Source organism: Streptomyces sp. CB02056, from assembly GCF_001905545.1.
In the GTDB taxonomy this organism is placed as follows: domain Bacteria; phylum Actinomycetota; class Actinomycetes; order Streptomycetales; family Streptomycetaceae; genus Kitasatospora.
In genome coordinates this window covers 40,435-58,063 of sequence record NZ_LIPD01000017.1, presented here as the reverse complement: position 1 = coordinate 58,063, position 17,629 = coordinate 40,435, and the positions used below count along the sequence as shown (strand labels likewise).

Below are 17,629 nucleotides of genomic sequence, written 5' to 3'. Positions count from 1 at the left end.
CGAGAAGTCGGACCCGCCGACTTCCTGTGCAGCACGGTCTCTCCCGGCCCGGCCGCCGGCGGTCCACCCCGTACGCGGCTGCCGGGCCTTCACTCGTGGTCGCGCAGGAAGGCCGGAATCCCCTCGCGGGTCGGGGAGTTCGGCAGGGGCGCCGGCTGGTCCTGGAGGAACGCGCCGATCACGGCCGCGGCCCGGTCGTTGTTGCCGTCGAGGCCGTTCCACATGTGGTGCCCGACCCCCGGCATGAACTGGGTGCGCTGGATCGCGGGGTCGGCGGCGAGGACGGCGGTCGCCCATTGGCGGACCTGCGAGGAGCACTCGGCGATCATCAGCATCGCGGGGGTCCGGGACCGCCCCAACTGCGGTGCGATGGAGGCCGAGTCCCTGACCGTCCGCTGGACGCGGAGGCTGGCGGCGGGGCTGAAGGAGAAGTTCCGCGCGCTGTCCTCGACGGGGATGCGGTGCGCGTCGCGCGCGCAGTAGGCGGATGCGGTGTCGCCGCCCAGGTCGGCGGCGGTGAAGGCGTTGTCGCCCTCGGCCTGTCCGATCAGCCCGGTGCCGGGGCTGAGGAGTCCGAGCCGCATGAGGCCGAACGCCACCGCGTAGCGGGGGACGTGCGTCGATCGCGGCCCGGTCGGGTCCGGGGCGAGGCCGCGCGCGGATTCGCGGCCCTGGTGCCCGGCGATCCGCGCGGTGGGGCCGTCCATCGGGCCGGGTTCGGCGATGACCGCCCGGTGCACGCGCGCGGCGGTTCCGGGATCGGCCAGGGCCCGGGTGAGCACGACCGCGCCCGACGAGAACCCGAGGACGTCGACCGCGCCCCCGCCCAGGCGGTCGACGAAGGCGCCGAGGTCGCGGACCGACCGGTCGGCCGTGTACTGGTCCATGGGGAGCAGGCCGCTGCGTCCGCCGCCGGGCTGCTCGTAGGCGTAGACGTCGTAGCCCTGCCCCGCCAGGAGTTGCAGGAACCGGTGGTCGAGCAGCGAAATGCCGCGCACCGGACCGCCGTTGAGGTACACGAGCGGGACGGGGTGCCGGGGGCCGGGCCCGGCGGGCGGGTAGTGGTACACCGCGACGCTGCTGCCGGTGTCCAGGCTCCAGCGCTCCGTGGCCACGAACGGCAGGTCCGGCGGGTACTGCCGGGCCGTGGGCACGGTCGGGACGCAGACCGGCGCCGTCAGCGCCGCCGCGACGAGCACCGGCAGGAACGGCACGAGCCGGGCCACCCGGGCGCGGCTCCGGCTCCGGTCCCGGTCCCAGCTCCGGCTCCGGCTCCGCCACAGCGCGAGGGCGGTCCCGACCGCGAGGACCGGCAGCCAGGCGGCGAGCCCCGAGCCCGCCCCGTCCGTGAGGACTACCAGGGCGAGGAAGGCGAGGACCGACGCCAGGACGGCGGCCAGGGCCGACAGCGAGCGGGCGGCGCGACGTAAGAGCGTCGCGGGCAGGGCGAACGTGGACAAGGTGGAGCCCTCCTTGTTTCGTAACGCTGTTTCAAAACGACGTTATCAAAGGCGGTAGGCTCCCCGTCATGGGAAGGCCGAAGACGAACGACGAGACCGTCGGAGAGCGCCTCGTGGCGTGCGCGACCGAGTGGCTCGCCACCCGCCCGCAGGAGACCGTCACGGTCCGGGCCGTCGCCGCGGCCGCGGGCACCTCGACGACGGCGGTGTACTCCCTCTTCGGCGGCAAGGACGGACTGATCTCGGCCGTCCGCGACCAGGCCGTCGCCGGCCTGTTCCGCGCCGTCGCGGACGTACCCACCTCCGCGGACCCCCTCGCCGACATCTACGCCCTCGCCACGGCCTACCGGCACTGGGGGCTCGAACACCGCCACCTGTACACGGTGCTGTTCGGCGGGGTGCAGTCCTTCGAACCGTCGGACACGGTCGGCACCAGCGACCCCGTCCGACCGCTCACCGCCGCGATCGACCGGGCCGTCGCGGAGTCCGTCCTCGACGGCCCGGCACCCTCGATCGCCCTCTCGCTCTGGGTGACCCTGCACGGGCTCGTCACCCTCGAACTCGCCGGAGCCCTCGACGCCCCCACCGCGCGGGCCGCGTTCAAGTCGACGATCCACGCCGCACTGCGCGGCTGGACGACCCCCGCGGTGTTCCGCGGACTCCGCGAAGCCGAACCCACGCCCTGACGGGCCAGCCCCGCGTGCACGAGAAGTCGGACCGGCCGACTTCTCGTGCACGCGGGCGGTGGACGCCGAGGGCTTCCCCGTACGGTCCGGCCCCGGTCCGCCCCTGGACGGGGCGAGCCCAGGACCGCTGTCAGTGGCGGTTCGTACGCTCCCCGCGTGAACATCGACGACCTCTCCTGGCAAGCGCACAACCTCGGCGGCGTCCACCCGCGCATGGCGCAGACCCTCCTCGACCTGGGCCAGGTGGAGCTGCTCGCCCGGGCGGCGCAGGAGCGCGGGGACTGGAACTGCGCGAAGGCGGCGGCACTGGAGCTGGGCGCGGTCGGGGAGTTCGAGCGGGCGCTGGCACTCCTGGACCCGTTCACGGACATCGGCTGGCGGGCCGCCGAGTGGGTCACCGCCGAGGTCATGATCCGGCAGGGCGAGGCCGACGAGGCCCTCGCGATGGTGCGCCCGGACGCGGCCGAGCTGGACGACGCCCACGTGTGCGTGCGCTACGCCGAGTTGTCGGCGAAGGCCGGACGGATCGACGAGGCCATCGAGGTGCTCACGCCCCACCTCGGGGCGTCCTGGCCGCTGTCGTGCCTGGTCGAGGCGACCGAGGGCCAGGGGGCGGACGACCAGGTCCTCGACGTGCTCGCCCAGGCCGCGGAGCGCGCGGGGACCGAGCCGACGGACTCGCTGGAGCGGTGGCAGGTGCTGCTCCTGACCGCCCGGGTCCTGGAACGCGCCGGGCGAACCGACGCGGCCGTCGAGACCCTGCGCACCGAAGCGGCCGCCGGCCGGCACCACCCCGTCAACTTCCCCGAGTACCACGCGGAACTCCTCGCCCGGCAGGGCCTGATCGAGGAGCTGGCATCCCTCGCCGCCGACCAGCCCTACGCCGCCTTCGACGCGTACGCGAAGGCACTGGAGGACGCGGGGCGCGCACCCGAGGCCGAGGCCCTGCTGCGCGAACGCATCGAGGCCCACGACCTCTCGAACGACCGCGCGGCGCTGATGGACCTCCTCGTCCGCCAGGGCAGGATCGACGAAGCCGTCGAGACCGGCCGGCCCACCTTCGACTACCACGACTGCGGGAACCTCCTCCACCGGACACTGGACCTGCTCGTCGACGACGGCCGCCCCGACCGCGCGCTCGAACTCGTGGAAGGGCTCACCGGCCCGTACGCCGAAGGGCACCCGGACGACGTCCTCCAGCTGCGGCTCCGGCTGCTCGGCGAGGCCGGCCGCTGCCCGCAGGGCATCGCGGAGGCCACCGCCCTCAACGAACGGCAGCCCGGCGCGTGGGACACCTCGCTGGCACGGCTGCTGGAGCTGGACGGCCGACTGGAGGAGGCCGTCGCACTCCTCCGCGCGTCCACCCACTACCGGGCCACCCTCGACCTGGCCGACATGCTGCTCCGGAACGGCCGCCCGGCCGAGGCCCTCGCCGCCATCCCCACCATCGCCGAGGAACGCGCGGCCGCCGAACGCCGGGGGTGGTGACAGAACCCTTCCGGCGAAAGTCGGGTGACCCCGCCGACGGCGGCGGCGACACTGACGCCATGACTGGTTCCGCACCGCCTCGACTGCTTCGACCGCGTGCCCTGGCGCCCGGAGACCTCGTCGTCATCGCCGCGCTGTCCGGTCCGCTGCCGCCCGCGTACGAGCCCAACGTCGAGCGGACGGTGGCCGTGCTGGAGCGGATGGGATTCCGGGTGCGCCGGGCTCCGCTCCTCGAAGCGGGCCGCCGCCACTGGTGGAGCGCGGCCACGCCGGCGGAGATCGCCGGGGAGCTCAACGCCCTCCTGCGCGATCCCGAGGTGCGCGCGATCGTCGCCAGTGACGGCGGCCAGACGGCGCTCGGCTACCTCGACCTGATCGACGTCGAGGCGATCAGGGCCGACCCCAAACCGATCCTCGGCTACAGCGACATCTCCCTGCTGCACCTGGTGCTCCACGCGCGCACGGGCCTGGTCGGGTTCCACGCCGACATGGCCGTCCCCGGCTTCGGCGGACACTGGCGGTCCGCGCCCGCGGCGCGCCAGGCAGAACTCGAGGCGCTCTACGCCAGGTTGCTGACCGGCACCGAGGCGATCGGCGCACTGCCCGCGAGCCCGTCATGGGAGTGCTGGCGTCCCGGCCGTGTCGAAGGGCCGCTGATCGGCGGGTTGATCAACCGGATCGTGCTGGCGCAGGCGACGCCCTTCGCGCTGCCGCTCGAACGGTTCGACGGTGCGGTGCTGTTCTGGGAGGAGATGGGCGGCCTGGCCTCGTACGTGTGGAGCTACCTGCACGTGATGCGGCACAGCGGCATCCTCGACCAAATCGCCGGCATGGTCGTGGGCGTTCCGCGCGAGATCGGCGGCCTCGAACCCGGCGCGTCCCCGACCCTGCGCGAGATCGTCCTCGACGTCCTCGGGGACCGTGACATCCCGGCCCTGGGCAACGTCGACTTCGGGCACGCCGGCCCGAACCTGCCGATGCCGGTCGGCGTCCGCGTCGGCCTCGACGCGCGGCAGCGGACGCTCGCCCTGCTCGAACCGGCGGTGGAGCCCCACGAGCCGACCAAGGGAGCCCCGCGCCGCACGACGTAGCCCCGGCGTATGACCCGGTACCCCGTGGGGGCTACGAACGACAACAGGACGGTTACCTCAACGGGTTGATCCGACACGGAGCCGCGGGACCCTAGCGTCTGTCCCATGAAACGCAATCGCCGTATCAGCGCAGTCACGGTGCTGACGCTCGCCGCCCTCGCCACCGGAACCGGCGCCGGGTTCGCCGCCACGGCCGGACCGTCGGCCGCACCGGTGGCCGCACCGGTGGCCACGCGCGCGTTCGACACCGCACCGGCCGCGGCCGCCGCACCCGCGCGGACCTTCCAGGGCGCGCTCCCCGCGCCGACCGGCCCCTACGCCGCCGGCGAGGACGTCATCCACCTCACGGACACGAGCCGCCTCGACCCGTGGGTGCCGTCATCCGGCCCCCGCCAACTGGCCGTCACCATGGTCTACCCGGCCGTCCCCGGGACGGGGACCCCGGCCCCCTACATGTCCCTCGGCGAGGCAACCGGAATCGTCCAGCGGCAGAACCTGCCGGCGAGCTCCGGCATCACCCCACAGACCATCGCCGGAGTCACCACGCACGCCTTCGACGGCGCGCGGCCGCAGCCCGGCAAGTATCCGCTGGTGGTCCTCTCACCCGCGTACGAGGACCCGCGCGTCACGCTCACCGCGCTCGCGACCGACCTGGCCAGTCACGGCTACGTCGTCGCGCTCGTCGGCGACACCTACGAGGACAGCGGCGAGACGCTGGCGGACGGCCAGACGACGCCGTGCGCGATCTGCGGCGACCCGTCGCGGATCGACTCCATCCCCACCAACCGCGCGCGGGACGTGTCCTTCCTGATCGACCAGTTGACGCACGGCAATACCGCGTGGCGCCTGGCACACCTCATCGACAAGCACGAGATCGGCATGGCCGGACACTCCATCGGCGGAGCGGCGGCCTCCGCCGCGATGGTCGCCGACCCGCGCGTACGGGCCGGCGTGAACATGGACGGCGCCTTCAAGCCGGTCCCGACGCCCGGCCAGATCAACCGGCCGTTCCTCATGCTGGGTTCGCCCGACAACCACCCGGCCGGTGGCGGCGACACCACGTGGGGGCAGGCCTGGGACGCCCTCGGCGGCTACAAGAAGTGGCTGACGGTCGCCGGCGCCGACCACTTCAGCTTCAGCGACCTGGACCTGCTGCACGAGCAGGCCGGGTTCCCGGCGCCGCCCCTCTCCCCGGCACGCGGGGTGGAGATCACCCGCGAGTACGTGACGGCGTTCTTCGACCGGACGCTGAAGGGGATCGACGGTCCGCTGCTGGACGGCCCCTCGCCGGACAATCCGGAAGTGGTCTTCCAGCGCTAGTGCGGCGCCGCGGCAGGGCCTGTCTCCTAGCCCCGCTGGGCGACCAGCCAGGCGAGCAGGCCGGTCACGGTGGCGCCGCCCGCCGCCGTGGCCATGCCCCGGACGAAGTACAGGGCGACGGTGCGCCGGACGACCCGCCACCGACGGCGCCGTCCGGCCACCTCGCCACTCCGTCCCACCCCACCGGGCCGACCGTGCTCGAACATCGCGCTCCTCCTCATCCCTTGGACGGCCGCCTCTCACGGCCTGGATCAACCCTGGCGGCGGACAGAGGCAGCACCGCGCCCGGTCGATGAGACCGGATGAAACCGGAGGCCTGCCGCCAGGAACCCGCGTTCAACTGACAGAACCGCCCCGCCACTTCATGATGGACCGACAGTTACGGACGAAATCTGACAGTCCATCGAGGGGTAGCGCGGCCTTGGCGGGAATCGTCGTTCCGACCAGCGAGAAGCTCCCGCCCGGGCCACGCAGGGACCTGGTCGAAGCGCTGCACGGGCTGTACCGGGGCGCGGGCAAACCCAGCCTCCGCGAGATCTCCCTCGGCATCAAGCAGCGGGACGAGCTGCCGACGACAGTGAGCCACGACACCGCGAGCCAACTGCTGCACGGCGTGGCCGTACCCGCCTGGGCGCGGGTGGAGTCCATGGTCCGGTACCTGGCCGGCACCGCCGTCGGGCGGCAGAAGCCGGACCCGGAGGACGAGGTCGAACGCTTCCACCGGCTCTGGCTGGCCGCCGACGACGCGGACCGGGACGCACCGGCGCCACCCCCCAAGGCGGGCACCACGGATGCGGCGCTACGGGAGGAGCTCCGGTCCACCGACCCGGAGCGCCGCATCGCCGCCCTCTACCGCCTGGAACGGCTCGCCTGGCGCACCCCGCCGCAGGACCAGGAGGCCACCGAGCCGTCCTGGCCGTCGATGCTGCGCGACTTCCTCCGGGAGGCCCGCCCACTCGGGGGTTCCACCAGCCCGGAGCCGGATCCGGCCGAGGACGTCCAGGTGGCGGTGCTGATCCTGGGCCGTCTGCCCGAGCGGTATTCCGGCGGCCACTTCAACCTTTCGCGGCTCGATCTCCGGAACCTGGTCTGGGACGGGGCCCGGTTGTGGCGGGCCAACCTGAGTTCGAGCCTGTTGTCGGGCAGTTCCCTGGAGTACGCGCAGCTGGGAGACGCCCGACTCGTGGAGGCGACCCTCACCGGTGTCGACCTGGACTCCGCCGATCTCACCTCGGCCGACCTCACCCGGTGCGATCTCTCCGGCACGACCATGGTGGACACCAGGATCCCGGACGCGAACCTGTCCGGCGCCGTCCTCACGGGAACGGAGCTGGTGGGCGCCTCGGCCCCCCAGGCCAGGCTGCGGGGATGCAAGGCCTCGGGCGCCGACTTCCGCCACGCCGACCTGAGCGAGACCAGCTTCAAGTGGGCCGTCCTGACGAACTGCCACTTCGACCACGCCAAGCTCGCCAGCGCGGACCTCACCGGCGCGGTGCTGAGCGGCTGTTCCTTCGCCGGCGCCGACCTCTCCCGCGCGCGCTTCACCAAGCGCGGCCTCACCGAGGCCCAACTGACGCCGGCCCAGCTGCAGTCCATCAAGGTCGTACAGAACCCCGACTGACCGAACGCCCCCGACTGACGGCGTTCACGCGCCGCCGACCTTCCGCGCGGTGCGACCCGGCTACAGCGCCGCCAGGTACGCCTCCAGGCGCTCGACCAGCTCTTCCGGGTGGCCGAGCATCGGGAGGTGGTCGCCCGGCATCTCGTCCGGCCGGAGGCCGAGCCGGTCCTGGACGAGCCGGCGCAGGAAGGCGGGCGGGAAGAAGCGGTCGCCGGTGGCCAGCAGGAACCTGGTCGGCACCTGCGGCCAGGCCTCCAGGGGCCACGGTGTCCCGAACGGCGTGGCCGACTGGCGTCGCCCGTGCTCGGTGAGGAGTTCCTCGGCCAGGGCGGGCGGGGTGTCGTGCAGGAAGAGGGCGCGCTCGTCCTCCTCCGCGCCCTCCGCCACGCCCCTGGCGCGGTCGGATTCGCGGCGGGCCTCCGGGTAGCCGGTGTTCTCCCACCACGCGCCCGGCGTCTCCCCCGGCGCCGGCACCTGGGCCTGGAGCATGACCAGCAGGTCCACCGGCAGCCGGGCGCACACCAGCGGGCCGGTGAAGCCGCCGAAGGAGTGCGCGACGACCACGAGCGGGCCCGTCCGGTCGCTGGTCGGCCATTCAGGAGCCACCGCCGCCACCACCGCGTCCGCGTACTCGGCCAGCCCGGCCGTGTCGTCCTCGCACGGCAGGTCCGGCGCGACCACCTCGTGGCCCCGCCCCCGGAGCTCGGCCGCCAACGGCTCCCAGCACCAGGAATCGGCCGCCGCGCCGTGGATCAGCACGAACGTCGCCATGGAACAGTCCCCCTCGTACGCCGGCCGACTCCGGTTTCCCGGAACTCCCTTGCCACGCGCGAGTGTACGACCCGCCTCCGACAGTCACCGGTGCACCCGCCCGCCTCCGCCCGGCCGCGCGCGGGAAGTCGGCCCCGCCGACTTCCCGCGCAAACAGCGCCGGCTCACAGGGTGCGGAACGCGCCCTCCACGGCCTCGCAGGTCTCGTCCAGGTCGTCCTCCGTCACGGCGGCCGAGACGAACCAGCAGGCCATCCCGTACGCGTTGACGTGGATCCCCCGGCGGAGCAGCTCGTGGCGGAACGCGTGGTGGCGGGCCTGGTCGCTGCGGAGCAGGTCCCGGTAGTGCCGGGTCGGCTCGCCGTCGGCGGTGAACACCACCTGGAACATCGCACCCACCCCCTGGACCGCGCAGGGGACGCCCCGGTCCCGGGCGGCCCGCCGGACGGCCTCCATGATCCGTCGGCCGCTCTCCTCGACGTGCTTCACGGTGTCCGGCCGGTTCAGCCTGCGCAGCGTCACCAGCGAGGCCGTCGCGGACAGCGGCGAGGCGTTGTACGTGCCGCCGTGCTTCACCCGTCCCTCGGCCACCGGCTCCATCACCTCGCGCCGCCCCGCGAAGGCCGCGATCGGCAGGCCCCCGCCGAGCGCCTTGGCGTAGACGGCGAGGTCCGGCACGACCCCGAACAGCGCCTGGGCGCCGCCGGGGCCGGTGCGGAAGCCGGTGCAGACCTCGTCGAAGACCAGCACGATGCCGCGCGCCGTGCACTCCTCCCGCAGTAGCGCCAGGTAGCCCGGCGCGGGCATGGTGCAGGCGTTGTTGGCGACGATCGGTTCGCAGACGACGGCGGCGAGTTCGCCCCGGTGGGCGTCCAGGACCGCGCGCAGCGCCCCCGGGTCGTTCCACGGGCAGACCACGACGTCGCCGACGACACCGGCCGGGATGCCGGCCGAGTGGGGCACGGAGCGCGGCGCGCCGTACGGCCCGGCCTCGGCGGGGTCGGGCCGGTTGGAGACGGCCAGGGTGTCCGACCAACCGTGGTAGTGGCCCTCGAACTTGAGCACCTTGGACCGCCCGGTGTAGCCACGGGCGGCCCGCACCGCCCCCTGCACCGCCTCGCTGCCCGAGTTGGCGAACCGGACCAGCTCCGCGCAGGGCACCATCTCCCGGATCAGCTCGGCGAGTTCGACCTCCACCGTGTTGCAGGTGCCGAACATCGTGCCGGCGCCCAGGACGGCGCCGAGCGCCTCGGCGAGCTGCCGGTCGGCGTGGCCCAGCACCGCGCTCCCGTAGCCGGCGAGGTAGTCCACGTACGTGTTGCCGTCGACGTCCCGGACCCGCGCGCCCGAACCGCCCACCAGGTAGAGCGGGTAGGGGTCGGGGCCGGTCGAGGTCAGCCGGGCGGAGGAGCTGACGCCGCCCGCCAGCGACTCCTTGGCCCGCTCGAACCACTGCCGGCTGCCGTCGGTCCGGCCCGGTACCGGGCCGGGGACATCCACGTGCGCCGGGCTGCGGCCGTTCGACTGCGCCGCCGGGTTACGGCCATTCATGTGCGACTCCTGTTTGGTCGAGGGTTGTCCGGGCACGCTCGGGGTGCCCTTCGTCGGGACGGGTTCCTGCCGGACGGCATCGCGAGCAGAGCAGAGCAGAGCGGAGCAGAGGGGACGTGGGGCATGGCGGAGCGGACGGCGGTCGTCACCGGGGCGGGGCGCGGCATCGGGCGGGCGAGCGCGCTGGGCCTGCTGGCGGACGGCTGGACGGTGGTCCTGGTCGGCCGCCGCAAGGAGCCGCTCGCGGAGACGGCCGGGCTCGCCGCCCCCGCCGACCGCGACCGCGCCGTCCCCTTCCCCGCCGACATCACCGACCCGGTGGCCGTGGACGGCCTGTTCGAGTTCGTCGAGGAACGGTTCGGACGGCTGGACCTCCTGTTCAACAACGCCGCCGACGTCATGCCGTACACCCCGACCGAGGACGTGGCCGTCGAGGACTGGCACCGCGTGATGGACTCCATCGCCACCGGCACCTTCCTCTGCTCGCGCGCGGCCTTCCGGATCATGAAGCGTCAGACCCCGCGCGGCGGACGGATCATCAACAACGGCGCGCCTTCCGCACAGACGCCCCGCCCGGACTCCGCCGCCTTCACCGCCGCCAAGCACGCGGTGGCCGGGCTGACCCGCTCGCTGTCCCTGGACGGCCGCCGCCACGACATCTCCTGCGGCCAGATCGACATCGGGAACGTGACCCCGCCCGACCACCCCCAGCCGGCCGTCCTCCAGGCCGACGGCTCACGGCGGGTCGAACCGACCATGGACGTGCGGCACGTGGTCGACATGGTGCGGACCATGGCCGGACTGCCGCTCGGGGTGAACATCCAGTCCGTCCTGGTCATGCCCAGCGCCATGCCGTACGTGGGCCGCGGCTAGCGCCCGTCTTCCTGGGCCGACCGGGCGCCGCGCCGCCCCCGCACGGAACGTCGCGGCACCGCCCTGACCCATGTCCCGTCCCCCGTCCGGTTGCCACTGCCGTTCGACCGGCGTCGGCCGCGGTTCACCGGGTTGTTGCCCGGATGTCCCCGCGACGCCGCCGAAGCCGACGCCCCGAAGCTTCTGTCCCACCCCGGCCCGAAGCAATCCGCCGACGCGGCGAACGGCCGAAAAGTCGTCTCCCCCTCCCGCGGTGCCCCTCGCGGCGCGATCATCGTGCCGACGCCCGGTCACCACCAGCCCGTTGGGGGAGCCCTTGTTCCGCGACACCCGCCCGCACGGCATCCGCATACCGACGCACCGCGAGACCGCCGAGGAGTGGGGCGAGCAGATCGCCGTGCTCCGCGACGCCCCGCGCGGGTGGCGCTTCCTGCTGGGGCGGCTGTCCTCCGACGGCTACCTCTGCCACCTCGACCTCAACTACCACCTGGACGGCGAACTCGTGGCCGTCGTCCAGACCTCGCGCCCCGTCCCGTCCGGCCACCGGGTGGGCTCCCTCACCACCCCGCAGTCCCAACTCTCCACCTTCCTGGCGAATTCGGACCGCCTCGACCCCCGCATCCACCTCGCCCCGCCGGACGGCCCGCCCACCCCCGGCGAGGTCCGGCTCCACGGTGTCCCCGTCCCCGTCGAGGTCCACCGCAGCCACGGCTGCCGCAGCGCCCTGATCTCCCGGCTCCCCTCCCAGCCCGGCTACGCGATCGTCACCGCCGCGACCGAGCACTGGGCCACCGCCACCGACCTCGCCCTCCGGCCCCCGGCGGCGTTCTGACCACGCGAGCCCCTCAGCGGGTGTGCGCCCCGAAACAGGCGCGCGCCCACGATCATTCCCCTGTCCGGGTGACGGACGATCACATTCGGCCCTCCTCGGCAGTTCCCGGACCAGGGGCGGAGGTTGGGGTTAGCCTGTGGACATGGTTGCAAACTACAAGGAAGAAGTAGCCATGCCCGACGCGGAGTTCGTCAGCGGTCCCGCTCTGATCCTCCAGTCCCTCGCCTCCGATCCCGACCGGCAGGCCGTCGTCACCGCCGACGGCGCCGAGATCACCGCCGGCGACTTCGCCGCCGCCGCCTACCGCCTCGCCCACGAGCTGATCGCCCGGGGCGCCGCCCGCGGCACCACCGTGACCCTGCTGACCGGCAACACCCCCGAGGCCCTGAGCGCCCGGTACGCGGCGGGCCTCGCGGGGGCCCGGGTGGTGAACCTGTACGACGGCATGAGCACCCCGGTCCTGGCCGAGATCACGGCGAGCGTCGACACCACCGTGCTGCTCGTGGACGCCGAACGGTACGCCGAGGCCGCCGAGTTGCTCCCGCTGATCGACGTGCCGACCGTCCTCACCCTCGGCCCCGGACCCGGCGGCGACCCCGCCGCCCTCGGCGAGGACGTCATCGCCGCCTCCGCCCACCGCCCCGCCGAACCCCCGGACGTCCGGGTCGGGCCGGAGGACGACCTCAGCATCCGCCACACCGGCGGCACCACCGGCATCCCCAAGGGCATCCTCAGCCTGCACGGGCCGTACCGCCGCATCTTCGACGCCCCGATCGGCAGCGACCCCGCCGCCGGCGCGCCCCGCCTCCTCGCCGCCACCCCGCTCGCCCACCTGGCCGGCATCTTCGCCGACCTGACCCTCCAGCACGGCGGCACGGTGGTCCTCCAGCGCTCCTTCGAGCCCGGCGCGGTCCTGGCCGCCATCGAGCGCGAGCACATCACCGACCTCTGGGTGCTGCCGCCGCTGCTCCACCAGCTGCTCGACCACCCGGCGATCGGCCGCACCGACCTGTCCAGCCTGCGGTACCTCTCCTACGGGGGCAGCGCCGCCTCACCGACCCGGATCCACGAGGCGCTCAAGGTCTTCGGGCCGGTCCTGGTCGGCCTCTACGGGATGTCGGAGGCCCAGCTGATCTCCTTCCTCACCCCGCAGGAGCACGACCGGATCGGCCCCGGCGGCCAGGTCCCGGTCGGCCGGCCCGTCCCGGGCGTCGAGGTGGCGATCCGCTCCGCCGACGGCACCGACCTGCCGACCGGCGAACAGGGCGGGATCCACCTGCGCTCCGACGCCGTCATGGCCGGGTACTGGAAGCGGCCCGACCTCACCGCCGCGGTGCTCCGGGACGGCTGGCTGAACACCGGGGACGTCGGCTACTTCGACGAGGACGGCTACCTCTACCTCTCCGACCGGGTCAAGGACCTGATCATCGTGGTCGGCGGCCACGTCTACCCCTCCGAGGTGGAGGACCTCCTGCTCACCCACCCGGCGGTCGCCCGCTGCGCCGTCTTCGGCGTCCGCGACGACCAGGAGGCGGAGCACGTCCACGTCGCCGTCGTCCCCGCCCCGGGGCAGCGGCCCGACCTGGACACCCTCCGCGCGTTCGTCACCGAGCGCAAGGGGCGGATCTTCGCCCCCGAGGTGCTGCACCTCGTCGACGAGATCCCGCTGACGCCCGTCGGCAAGCCGGACAAGAAGCGGCTGCGCGCGGCCGCCACGGCCTGAAGGCCCGCACCCGCCGGACCGCAGCGGGCGCGGCGGCCGGGGTGCGCGGCCGGAGTGGCGGCCGCACACCGAACCGGCACCGGTCCCCACGGGAATCCCCACCCGGCTTCACCCCAAGGTGGGGTTTGGCTCAACACGCCACGGGCCCCGTGCCGAGAAGCCAACGGGGTGGCGGCGCTGAGGGCCGCCACCCCGTCGGCTTCTCCCCTTCTCCCCCGCTACGGCTGCCGCGACCGCGCCAGCGCGTCGAGCGCCGCCGCGGCGGCCGGGTCCGGGCCGGGGGTGTAGACCTCCAACCGGTGGTCCGGCCGGTCGGGTTGGAGCCACACCTGGTACGTCACCTCCAGCGGCCCGACCGCCGGATGGTCCAGCGTCCTGCTGCCGAAGGTGCACTCCCGCACGTTCCCGCCCGCCCACCAGGCGGCGAACTCCGGGCTCTTCATGCTGAGTTCGCCGATCAGCCGGGCCAGCTCGCGGTCCTCCCCGTACCGCCCGGCGACCAGCCGCAGGTAGCCGACGTGGGTCCGGGCGTAGTGCTCCCAGTCCCGTTCGAGCGCGCGGGTGCGCGGGTCCAGGAACAGCAGCCGGCTCATCGACGGCCGGGTGGCCGGATCGTCCGGCGCCCCGTACGGGAGGTGTCCGGCGAGCAGCGCGTGGCCGAGGCGGTTCCAGGCGAGCACGTCGTTGCGGCGGCCGAGCAGCAGGGCGGGCACGTGGTCCAGCGAGGCGAGGAGGTGCACCGAGCGCGGGTCCGGCTGCTCGACCGGAGGGCGGCTCCGTACGGCCCGGGGCGGGTGGCGGGCGAGGTCGCCCAGGTGGGTGCGCTGGGTGGCGTCCAGGCGCAGGACGCGGGCGATCGCGTCGAGCACCTGGTCCGAGGCGTTGGTGCTGCGCCCCTGCTCCAGCCGGGTGTAGTAGGCGACGCTGATGCCCGCCAGCCCGGCCAGCTCCTCCCGGCGCAGCCCGGCCACCCTCCGGTGCTCGGCCGGCACGCGCAGGTCCAGCTCGGCCGGGGTGACGGCGGCGCGGCACAGGCGCAGGAACTCGCCCAGCTCGCTGTTGGCTCCCATGCCCACCGAGGCTACGGCGGAAGGTTTCCGCAGGCCAGCGCCGCGGGTGACCCTCCGAGGAGTAGGAACGGCAGGTGGCTGGCCGGGGGCGCGCGGGGCGCCGGAGCATGGCCCCGTCCGGCCGCGCCCCGGCCCCGCCCCAGCCAAGGACCCTCCACCGCCATGCCCTCCGCCCTGCTCGCGCTCGCCCTCAGCGCCTTCGCCGTCGGCACGACCGAGTTCGTCACGAACGGCCTGCTGACCGCCCTCGCCACCGACTTCGACGTCACCGTCGCCCGCGCCGGGCTGGTCACCACCGCCTACGCCGTCGGCCAGGCCTGCGGTCCTGCGCTCGCCCTGCTCACCCTGCGGATGCCCCGCCGGCGCCTGCTCGTCCTGCTGATGCTGCTGTTCACGGCGGGCAACCTCGCCTCGGCGCTCGCGCCGACCTTCGGCCTGCTCCTGGCCACCCGCTTCCTCACCGGGTGCACCCACACCGCCTTCTTCGGCGTCGCCTCCGTCGTGGCCTCCCGGCTCGTCCCGACGGCCCGGCGGGGAGCCGCGATCGCCCTGGTGTTCACCGGGCTGAGCCTGGCCAACGTGCTCGGCCTGCCGATCGGCACCCTGGCCGGGCAGGCCTGGGGCTGGCGCGGGGCGTTCGTGCTGGTCGCCGTGTTCGGCGCGGCGGGACTGCTCGGCCTGCTGCGGCTCCTCCCCCGTACGGGCACCGCCCCCGCCGACGCCCCCGCCTCCGCCGCGCCCTCGCTCCGCGCCGAACTGGCCGTCTTCGCAGGCCTCCGCCTCTGGCTGGCCCTCGCCGCGACGGCCGTCGGCTTCGGCGGGCTGTTCGCCTCCTTCACCTTCGTCCAGCCGATGCTGACCGCGGTCACCGGCTTCGGGACGGGCGACGTGGTCTGGCTGCTGGCCGTCTACGGCGCCGGGCTGGTCGCGGGCAACTGGCTGGCCGGCCGGGCCGCCGACCGCGCCCTCGTCCCGACGACGGCGGCCCTGTTCGCGGCCCTCGCCCTCACCCTCGCCCTCTTCACCGCCACCGTCCACCACAAGGGCGCCGCCGTGGCCACCCTCTTCCTGCTCGGCTTCTGCGGCTTCGGCCTGCTCACCCCGACCCAGGCCTACGTCCTGCGGGTCGCGGGCCGCGACTCCGCCCTGGTCGGCACCGCCAACACCGCCGCCTTCGGCGTGGGCATCACCCTCGGCTCCCTGCTCGGCGCCGCCGTCATCGAACACGGCGGCCCCCACCCCGACACCGCCCTCCCCCTCACCAACCTCGCCGGCGCCGCCATGACGGCCCTCGGCCTGCTGGTCTTCGCCCTCTCCGCCGCGACCGGCCCCCGCCGCCCCGCCACCGCTCCATCAACTCCCGGATGACGTCAACCGGTTCAGCCGGTGCGAACCGCTCAGCCCTCCTCGCGGCCGCGGAAGGCCCGGCGGTACTCGCGGGGGGCAACGCCGACCCGGTCCACGAAGACCGGCCGCAGGGAGACCGCGGAGGCGAAGCCGCAGTGGGTGGCGACGGTGTCGACGGGCAGGTCGGTCTCCTCCAGGAGGCGCTGGGCGGTGAGGACGCGCTGGTCGAGGAGCCAGCGCATCGGGGTGGTGCCGGTGGTGGCGGTGAAGCGGCGGGCGAAGGTGCGTTCGGACATCAGGGCAGCGGCGGCCATCCGGCGCACCGTCCAGGGGGTGTCGAGAGAGGCCAGGACCTCGGCGCGGAGGCGGGCCAGCGGGTCGTCGCCGACGGCGGCGTCCGGGACCGGGGAGGGCAGGAACTGGTTCTGGCCGCCCGCCCGGAAGGGCGCGGTGACCATGGCGCGGGCGATGGTGGCGGCGGCCCGCTGGCCGTGGGCGGTGCGGACGAGGTGCAGGCAGAGGTCGATGCCCGCCGCGACGCCGGCCGAGGTCCACAGGCCGTCGCCGCCGGTGAAGAGCACCTCGGGCCGGACCGTCACCGCCGGGAAGCGGCGGGCGAGTTCGGGGGCGAGCGCCCAGTGGGTGGTGGCCTCGCGGCCGTCCAGCAGGCCGGCCTCGGCAAGGACGAAGGCGCCCGCGCAGAGCGAGGCGATCGGGACGCCCGCCGCGGCGACGGCCCGCAGGGCGCCCAGGACCTCCGGGGTATGCCGGGCCCCCGGGTCCTCGACGCCCGGCACCACCACCAGGTCGCAGTCGGTGAGCGCGCCCAGGGCGTGGTCGGGGAGCCGCTCCAGCCCGCCGCCCAGCCGCACCCGGGCGCCCTCCGGCCCGCAGACCCGCAGGTCGAAGAGGGGCTGGCCGGGCCGGATGGCCCGGTTCGCCCACACCTCGCCGATCACGGCGTAGTCGAAGGCCCGGACACCGTCGAAGATCAGGCAACCCACCGTACGCATGGCAGGAATCTATCGATGGTCGGCATCTCCGCCCATCACGCCTCCCCGGCCCCGCCGACCACCATGGACGGCATGACGAACCTCGACGCCTTCGACGCCCCCCTCGCCCTCGACCCCGACGCCGTCCTGCTGCTCATCGACGTCCAGAAGGGCTTCGAGGCCCCCGCCTTCGGCCCCCGCGACAACCCGCAGGCCGAGCAGCGGATGGCCGAGCTGATCACCGCCTGGCAGGACACCGACCGCCCGATCGTCACCGTGCAGCACGACGGCCCGGGCACGCCGCTGGCCGGGGGCACCCCGGGGCACGACCTGAAGGACTTCGTCGCCGGGCTCACCCCGGCGCTGCACGTCACCAAGACCGTCAACAGCGCCTTCTACGGCACCCCCGACCTGCACGCCTGGCTGCAGGAGCGCGGCGCCCGGCAGGTGGTGGTCACCGGGATCATCACCAACGTGTGCTGCGAGACCACCGCCCGGATGGCCGGCAACCTCGGCTACGACGCGATCTTCCCCACCGACGCCATGCACTCCTTCGACATGGCCGGCCCGGACGGCACCACCATCCCGGCCGCCGACCTCGCCCGCGCCACGGCCGCCACCCTGCACGCGATGCGCTTCGCCAAGGTGGTGACCACCGAGGACGTCACCGGAGCCGCCCGGGCCTGAACAGCGGCTCGTAGGCGTTGCCCTCCTCGGCGTCGAGCAGCACGTACGACGCCCCGGGGCCCAGCGCGAGCTCCCGCAGCCGCGCCAGGGCCCCGAAGGCCGGGGGACGTCGGGCCCG

The 17,629-nt window shown here is 74.2% G+C and carries 16 protein-coding genes; 10 read left to right on the top strand and 6 right to left on the bottom strand.

What is annotated here, in order from left to right:
• Window positions 1-89 precede the first annotated feature (89 nt).
• A complete protein-coding gene (locus AMK13_RS34630; RefSeq protein WP_241853156.1) occupies window positions 90-1,460 on the bottom strand; it encodes an alpha/beta hydrolase in 1,371 nt (456 codons plus the stop codon).
• A 68-nt stretch (window positions 1,461-1,528) separates the two neighbouring features.
• Between AMK13_RS34630 and AMK13_RS34625 the strand changes: the two genes are divergently transcribed.
• The 4 genes from AMK13_RS34625 to AMK13_RS34610 all read left to right on the top strand — a co-directional run bounded on the left by AMK13_RS34625 (window position 1,529) and on the right by AMK13_RS34610 (window position 6,045).
• Window positions 1,529-2,146, top strand: a complete 618-nt coding sequence (locus AMK13_RS34625; protein WP_074005573.1) for a TetR-like C-terminal domain-containing protein — start codon at window positions 1,529-1,531, stop codon at window positions 2,144-2,146.
• 156 nt (window positions 2,147-2,302) lie between these two features.
• Window positions 2,303-3,634, top strand: coding sequence for a tetratricopeptide repeat protein (locus AMK13_RS34620; RefSeq protein WP_079272769.1), 1,332 nt, complete (start codon window positions 2,303-2,305; stop codon window positions 3,632-3,634).
• Window positions 3,635-3,693: 59 nt separating this feature from the next.
• Entirely contained in the window at window positions 3,694-4,725 is a 1,032-nt protein-coding gene (locus tag AMK13_RS34615) for a S66 peptidase family protein (protein WP_074005630.1), read from the top strand.
• A 105-nt stretch (window positions 4,726-4,830) separates the two neighbouring features.
• Window positions 4,831-6,045, top strand: coding sequence for an alpha/beta hydrolase family protein (locus AMK13_RS34610; protein WP_074005572.1), 1,215 nt, complete (start codon window positions 4,831-4,833; stop codon window positions 6,043-6,045).
• Between the two features lie 26 nt (window positions 6,046-6,071).
• Here the strand turns inward: AMK13_RS34610 and AMK13_RS43155 are convergent, their stop codons facing one another.
• Window positions 6,072-6,251: a hypothetical protein gene (locus AMK13_RS43155; protein WP_143204706.1), complete on the bottom strand. Its 180-nt coding sequence runs from the start codon at window positions 6,249-6,251 to the stop codon at window positions 6,072-6,074.
• 215 nt (window positions 6,252-6,466) lie between these two features.
• Here AMK13_RS43155 and AMK13_RS34605 point away from each other — a divergent pair, with 215 nt between their 5' ends.
• Entirely contained in the window at window positions 6,467-7,666 is a 1,200-nt protein-coding gene (locus AMK13_RS34605) for a pentapeptide repeat-containing protein (RefSeq protein WP_074005571.1), read from the top strand.
• Window positions 7,667-7,726: 60 nt separating this feature from the next.
• Here AMK13_RS34605 and AMK13_RS34600 read toward each other — a convergent pair whose 3' ends face one another.
• Together AMK13_RS34600 and AMK13_RS34595 are read right to left on the bottom strand one after the other, a co-directional pair.
• On the bottom strand, window positions 7,727-8,437 hold the full coding sequence (locus AMK13_RS34600; protein ID WP_074005570.1) for an alpha/beta fold hydrolase: 711 nt from the start codon (window positions 8,435-8,437) through the stop codon (window positions 7,727-7,729).
• A 164-nt stretch (window positions 8,438-8,601) separates the two neighbouring features.
• Complete coding sequence (locus AMK13_RS34595) at window positions 8,602-9,987, bottom strand: aspartate aminotransferase family protein (protein ID WP_074005569.1); 1,386 nt, start codon at window positions 9,985-9,987, stop codon at window positions 8,602-8,604.
• 123 nt (window positions 9,988-10,110) lie between these two features.
• On the opposite strand from AMK13_RS34595, the gene AMK13_RS34590 reads away from it, so the two are divergent.
• The 3 genes from AMK13_RS34590 (at window position 10,111) to AMK13_RS34580 (ending at window position 13,415) form a co-directional block, all read left to right on the top strand.
• Window positions 10,111-10,860: an SDR family oxidoreductase gene (locus AMK13_RS34590; protein ID WP_074005568.1), complete on the top strand. Its 750-nt coding sequence runs from the start codon at window positions 10,111-10,113 to the stop codon at window positions 10,858-10,860.
• A gap of 304 nt (window positions 10,861-11,164) precedes the next feature.
• Window positions 11,165-11,692, top strand: coding sequence for a hypothetical protein (locus AMK13_RS34585; RefSeq protein ID WP_143204705.1), 528 nt, complete (start codon window positions 11,165-11,167; stop codon window positions 11,690-11,692).
• Between the two features lie 172 nt (window positions 11,693-11,864).
• The gene (locus AMK13_RS34580; RefSeq protein ID WP_074005566.1) at window positions 11,865-13,415 is read left to right on the top strand and encodes an AMP-binding protein; all 1,551 of its coding nucleotides are present in this window, start codon (window positions 11,865-11,867) and stop codon (window positions 13,413-13,415) included.
• Window positions 13,416-13,633: 218 nt separating this feature from the next.
• Here the strand turns inward: AMK13_RS34580 and AMK13_RS34575 are convergent, their stop codons facing one another.
• Window positions 13,634-14,485, bottom strand: coding sequence for a helix-turn-helix domain-containing protein (locus AMK13_RS34575; protein WP_074005565.1), 852 nt, complete (start codon window positions 14,483-14,485; stop codon window positions 13,634-13,636).
• A gap of 162 nt (window positions 14,486-14,647) precedes the next feature.
• Here AMK13_RS34575 and AMK13_RS34570 point away from each other — a divergent pair, with 162 nt between their 5' ends.
• A complete protein-coding gene (locus AMK13_RS34570) occupies window positions 14,648-15,853 on the top strand; it encodes an MFS transporter (RefSeq protein ID WP_074005564.1) in 1,206 nt (401 codons plus the stop codon).
• Between the two features lie 29 nt (window positions 15,854-15,882).
• On the opposite strand, the gene AMK13_RS34565 is transcribed toward AMK13_RS34570, so the two are convergent.
• Entirely contained in the window at window positions 15,883-16,845 is a 963-nt protein-coding gene (locus AMK13_RS34565) for a GlxA family transcriptional regulator (protein ID WP_074005563.1), read from the bottom strand.
• Window positions 16,846-16,860: 15 nt separating this feature from the next.
• Here AMK13_RS34565 and AMK13_RS34560 point away from each other — a divergent pair, with 15 nt between their 5' ends.
• Window positions 16,861-17,511 carry a cysteine hydrolase family protein gene (locus AMK13_RS34560; protein ID WP_338016376.1) on the top strand — a complete coding sequence of 217 codons (651 nt, stop codon included), beginning with the start codon at window positions 16,861-16,863 and terminating at the stop codon, window positions 17,509-17,511.
• Window positions 17,512-17,629: the final 118 nt, after the last annotated feature.

What these genes read in the sequence shown, in the direction of transcription:
- AMK13_RS34600 (WP_074005570.1), bottom strand. Translation starts at nt 8,437, where the DNA reads ATGGCGACGTTCGTGCTGATCCACGGCGCGGCGGCCGATTCCTGGTGC.
- AMK13_RS34570 (WP_074005564.1), top strand. Translation starts at nt 14,648, where the DNA reads ATGCCCTCCGCCCTGCTCGCGCTCGCCCTCAGCGCCTTCGCCGTCGGC.
- AMK13_RS34580 (WP_074005566.1), top strand. Translation starts at nt 11,865, where the DNA reads ATGCCCGACGCGGAGTTCGTCAGCGGTCCCGCTCTGATCCTCCAGTCC.
- AMK13_RS34565 (WP_074005563.1), bottom strand. Translation starts at nt 16,845, where the DNA reads ATGCGTACGGTGGGTTGCCTGATCTTCGACGGTGTCCGGGCCTTCGAC.
- AMK13_RS43155 (WP_143204706.1), bottom strand. Translation starts at nt 6,251, where the DNA reads ATGTTCGAGCACGGTCGGCCCGGTGGGGTGGGACGGAGTGGCGAGGTG.
- AMK13_RS34610 (WP_074005572.1), top strand. Translation starts at nt 4,831, where the DNA reads ATGAAACGCAATCGCCGTATCAGCGCAGTCACGGTGCTGACGCTCGCC.
- AMK13_RS34615 (WP_074005630.1), top strand. Translation starts at nt 3,694, where the DNA reads ATGACTGGTTCCGCACCGCCTCGACTGCTTCGACCGCGTGCCCTGGCG.
- AMK13_RS34595 (WP_074005569.1), bottom strand. Translation starts at nt 9,987, where the DNA reads ATGAATGGCCGTAACCCGGCGGCGCAGTCGAACGGCCGCAGCCCGGCG.
- AMK13_RS34590 (WP_074005568.1), top strand. Translation starts at nt 10,111, where the DNA reads ATGGCGGAGCGGACGGCGGTCGTCACCGGGGCGGGGCGCGGCATCGGG.
- AMK13_RS34575 (WP_074005565.1), bottom strand. Translation starts at nt 14,485, where the DNA reads ATGGGAGCCAACAGCGAGCTGGGCGAGTTCCTGCGCCTGTGCCGCGCC.
- AMK13_RS34560 (WP_338016376.1), top strand. Translation starts at nt 16,861, where the DNA reads ATGGTCGGCATCTCCGCCCATCACGCCTCCCCGGCCCCGCCGACCACC.
- AMK13_RS34625 (WP_074005573.1), top strand. Translation starts at nt 1,529, where the DNA reads ATGGGAAGGCCGAAGACGAACGACGAGACCGTCGGAGAGCGCCTCGTG.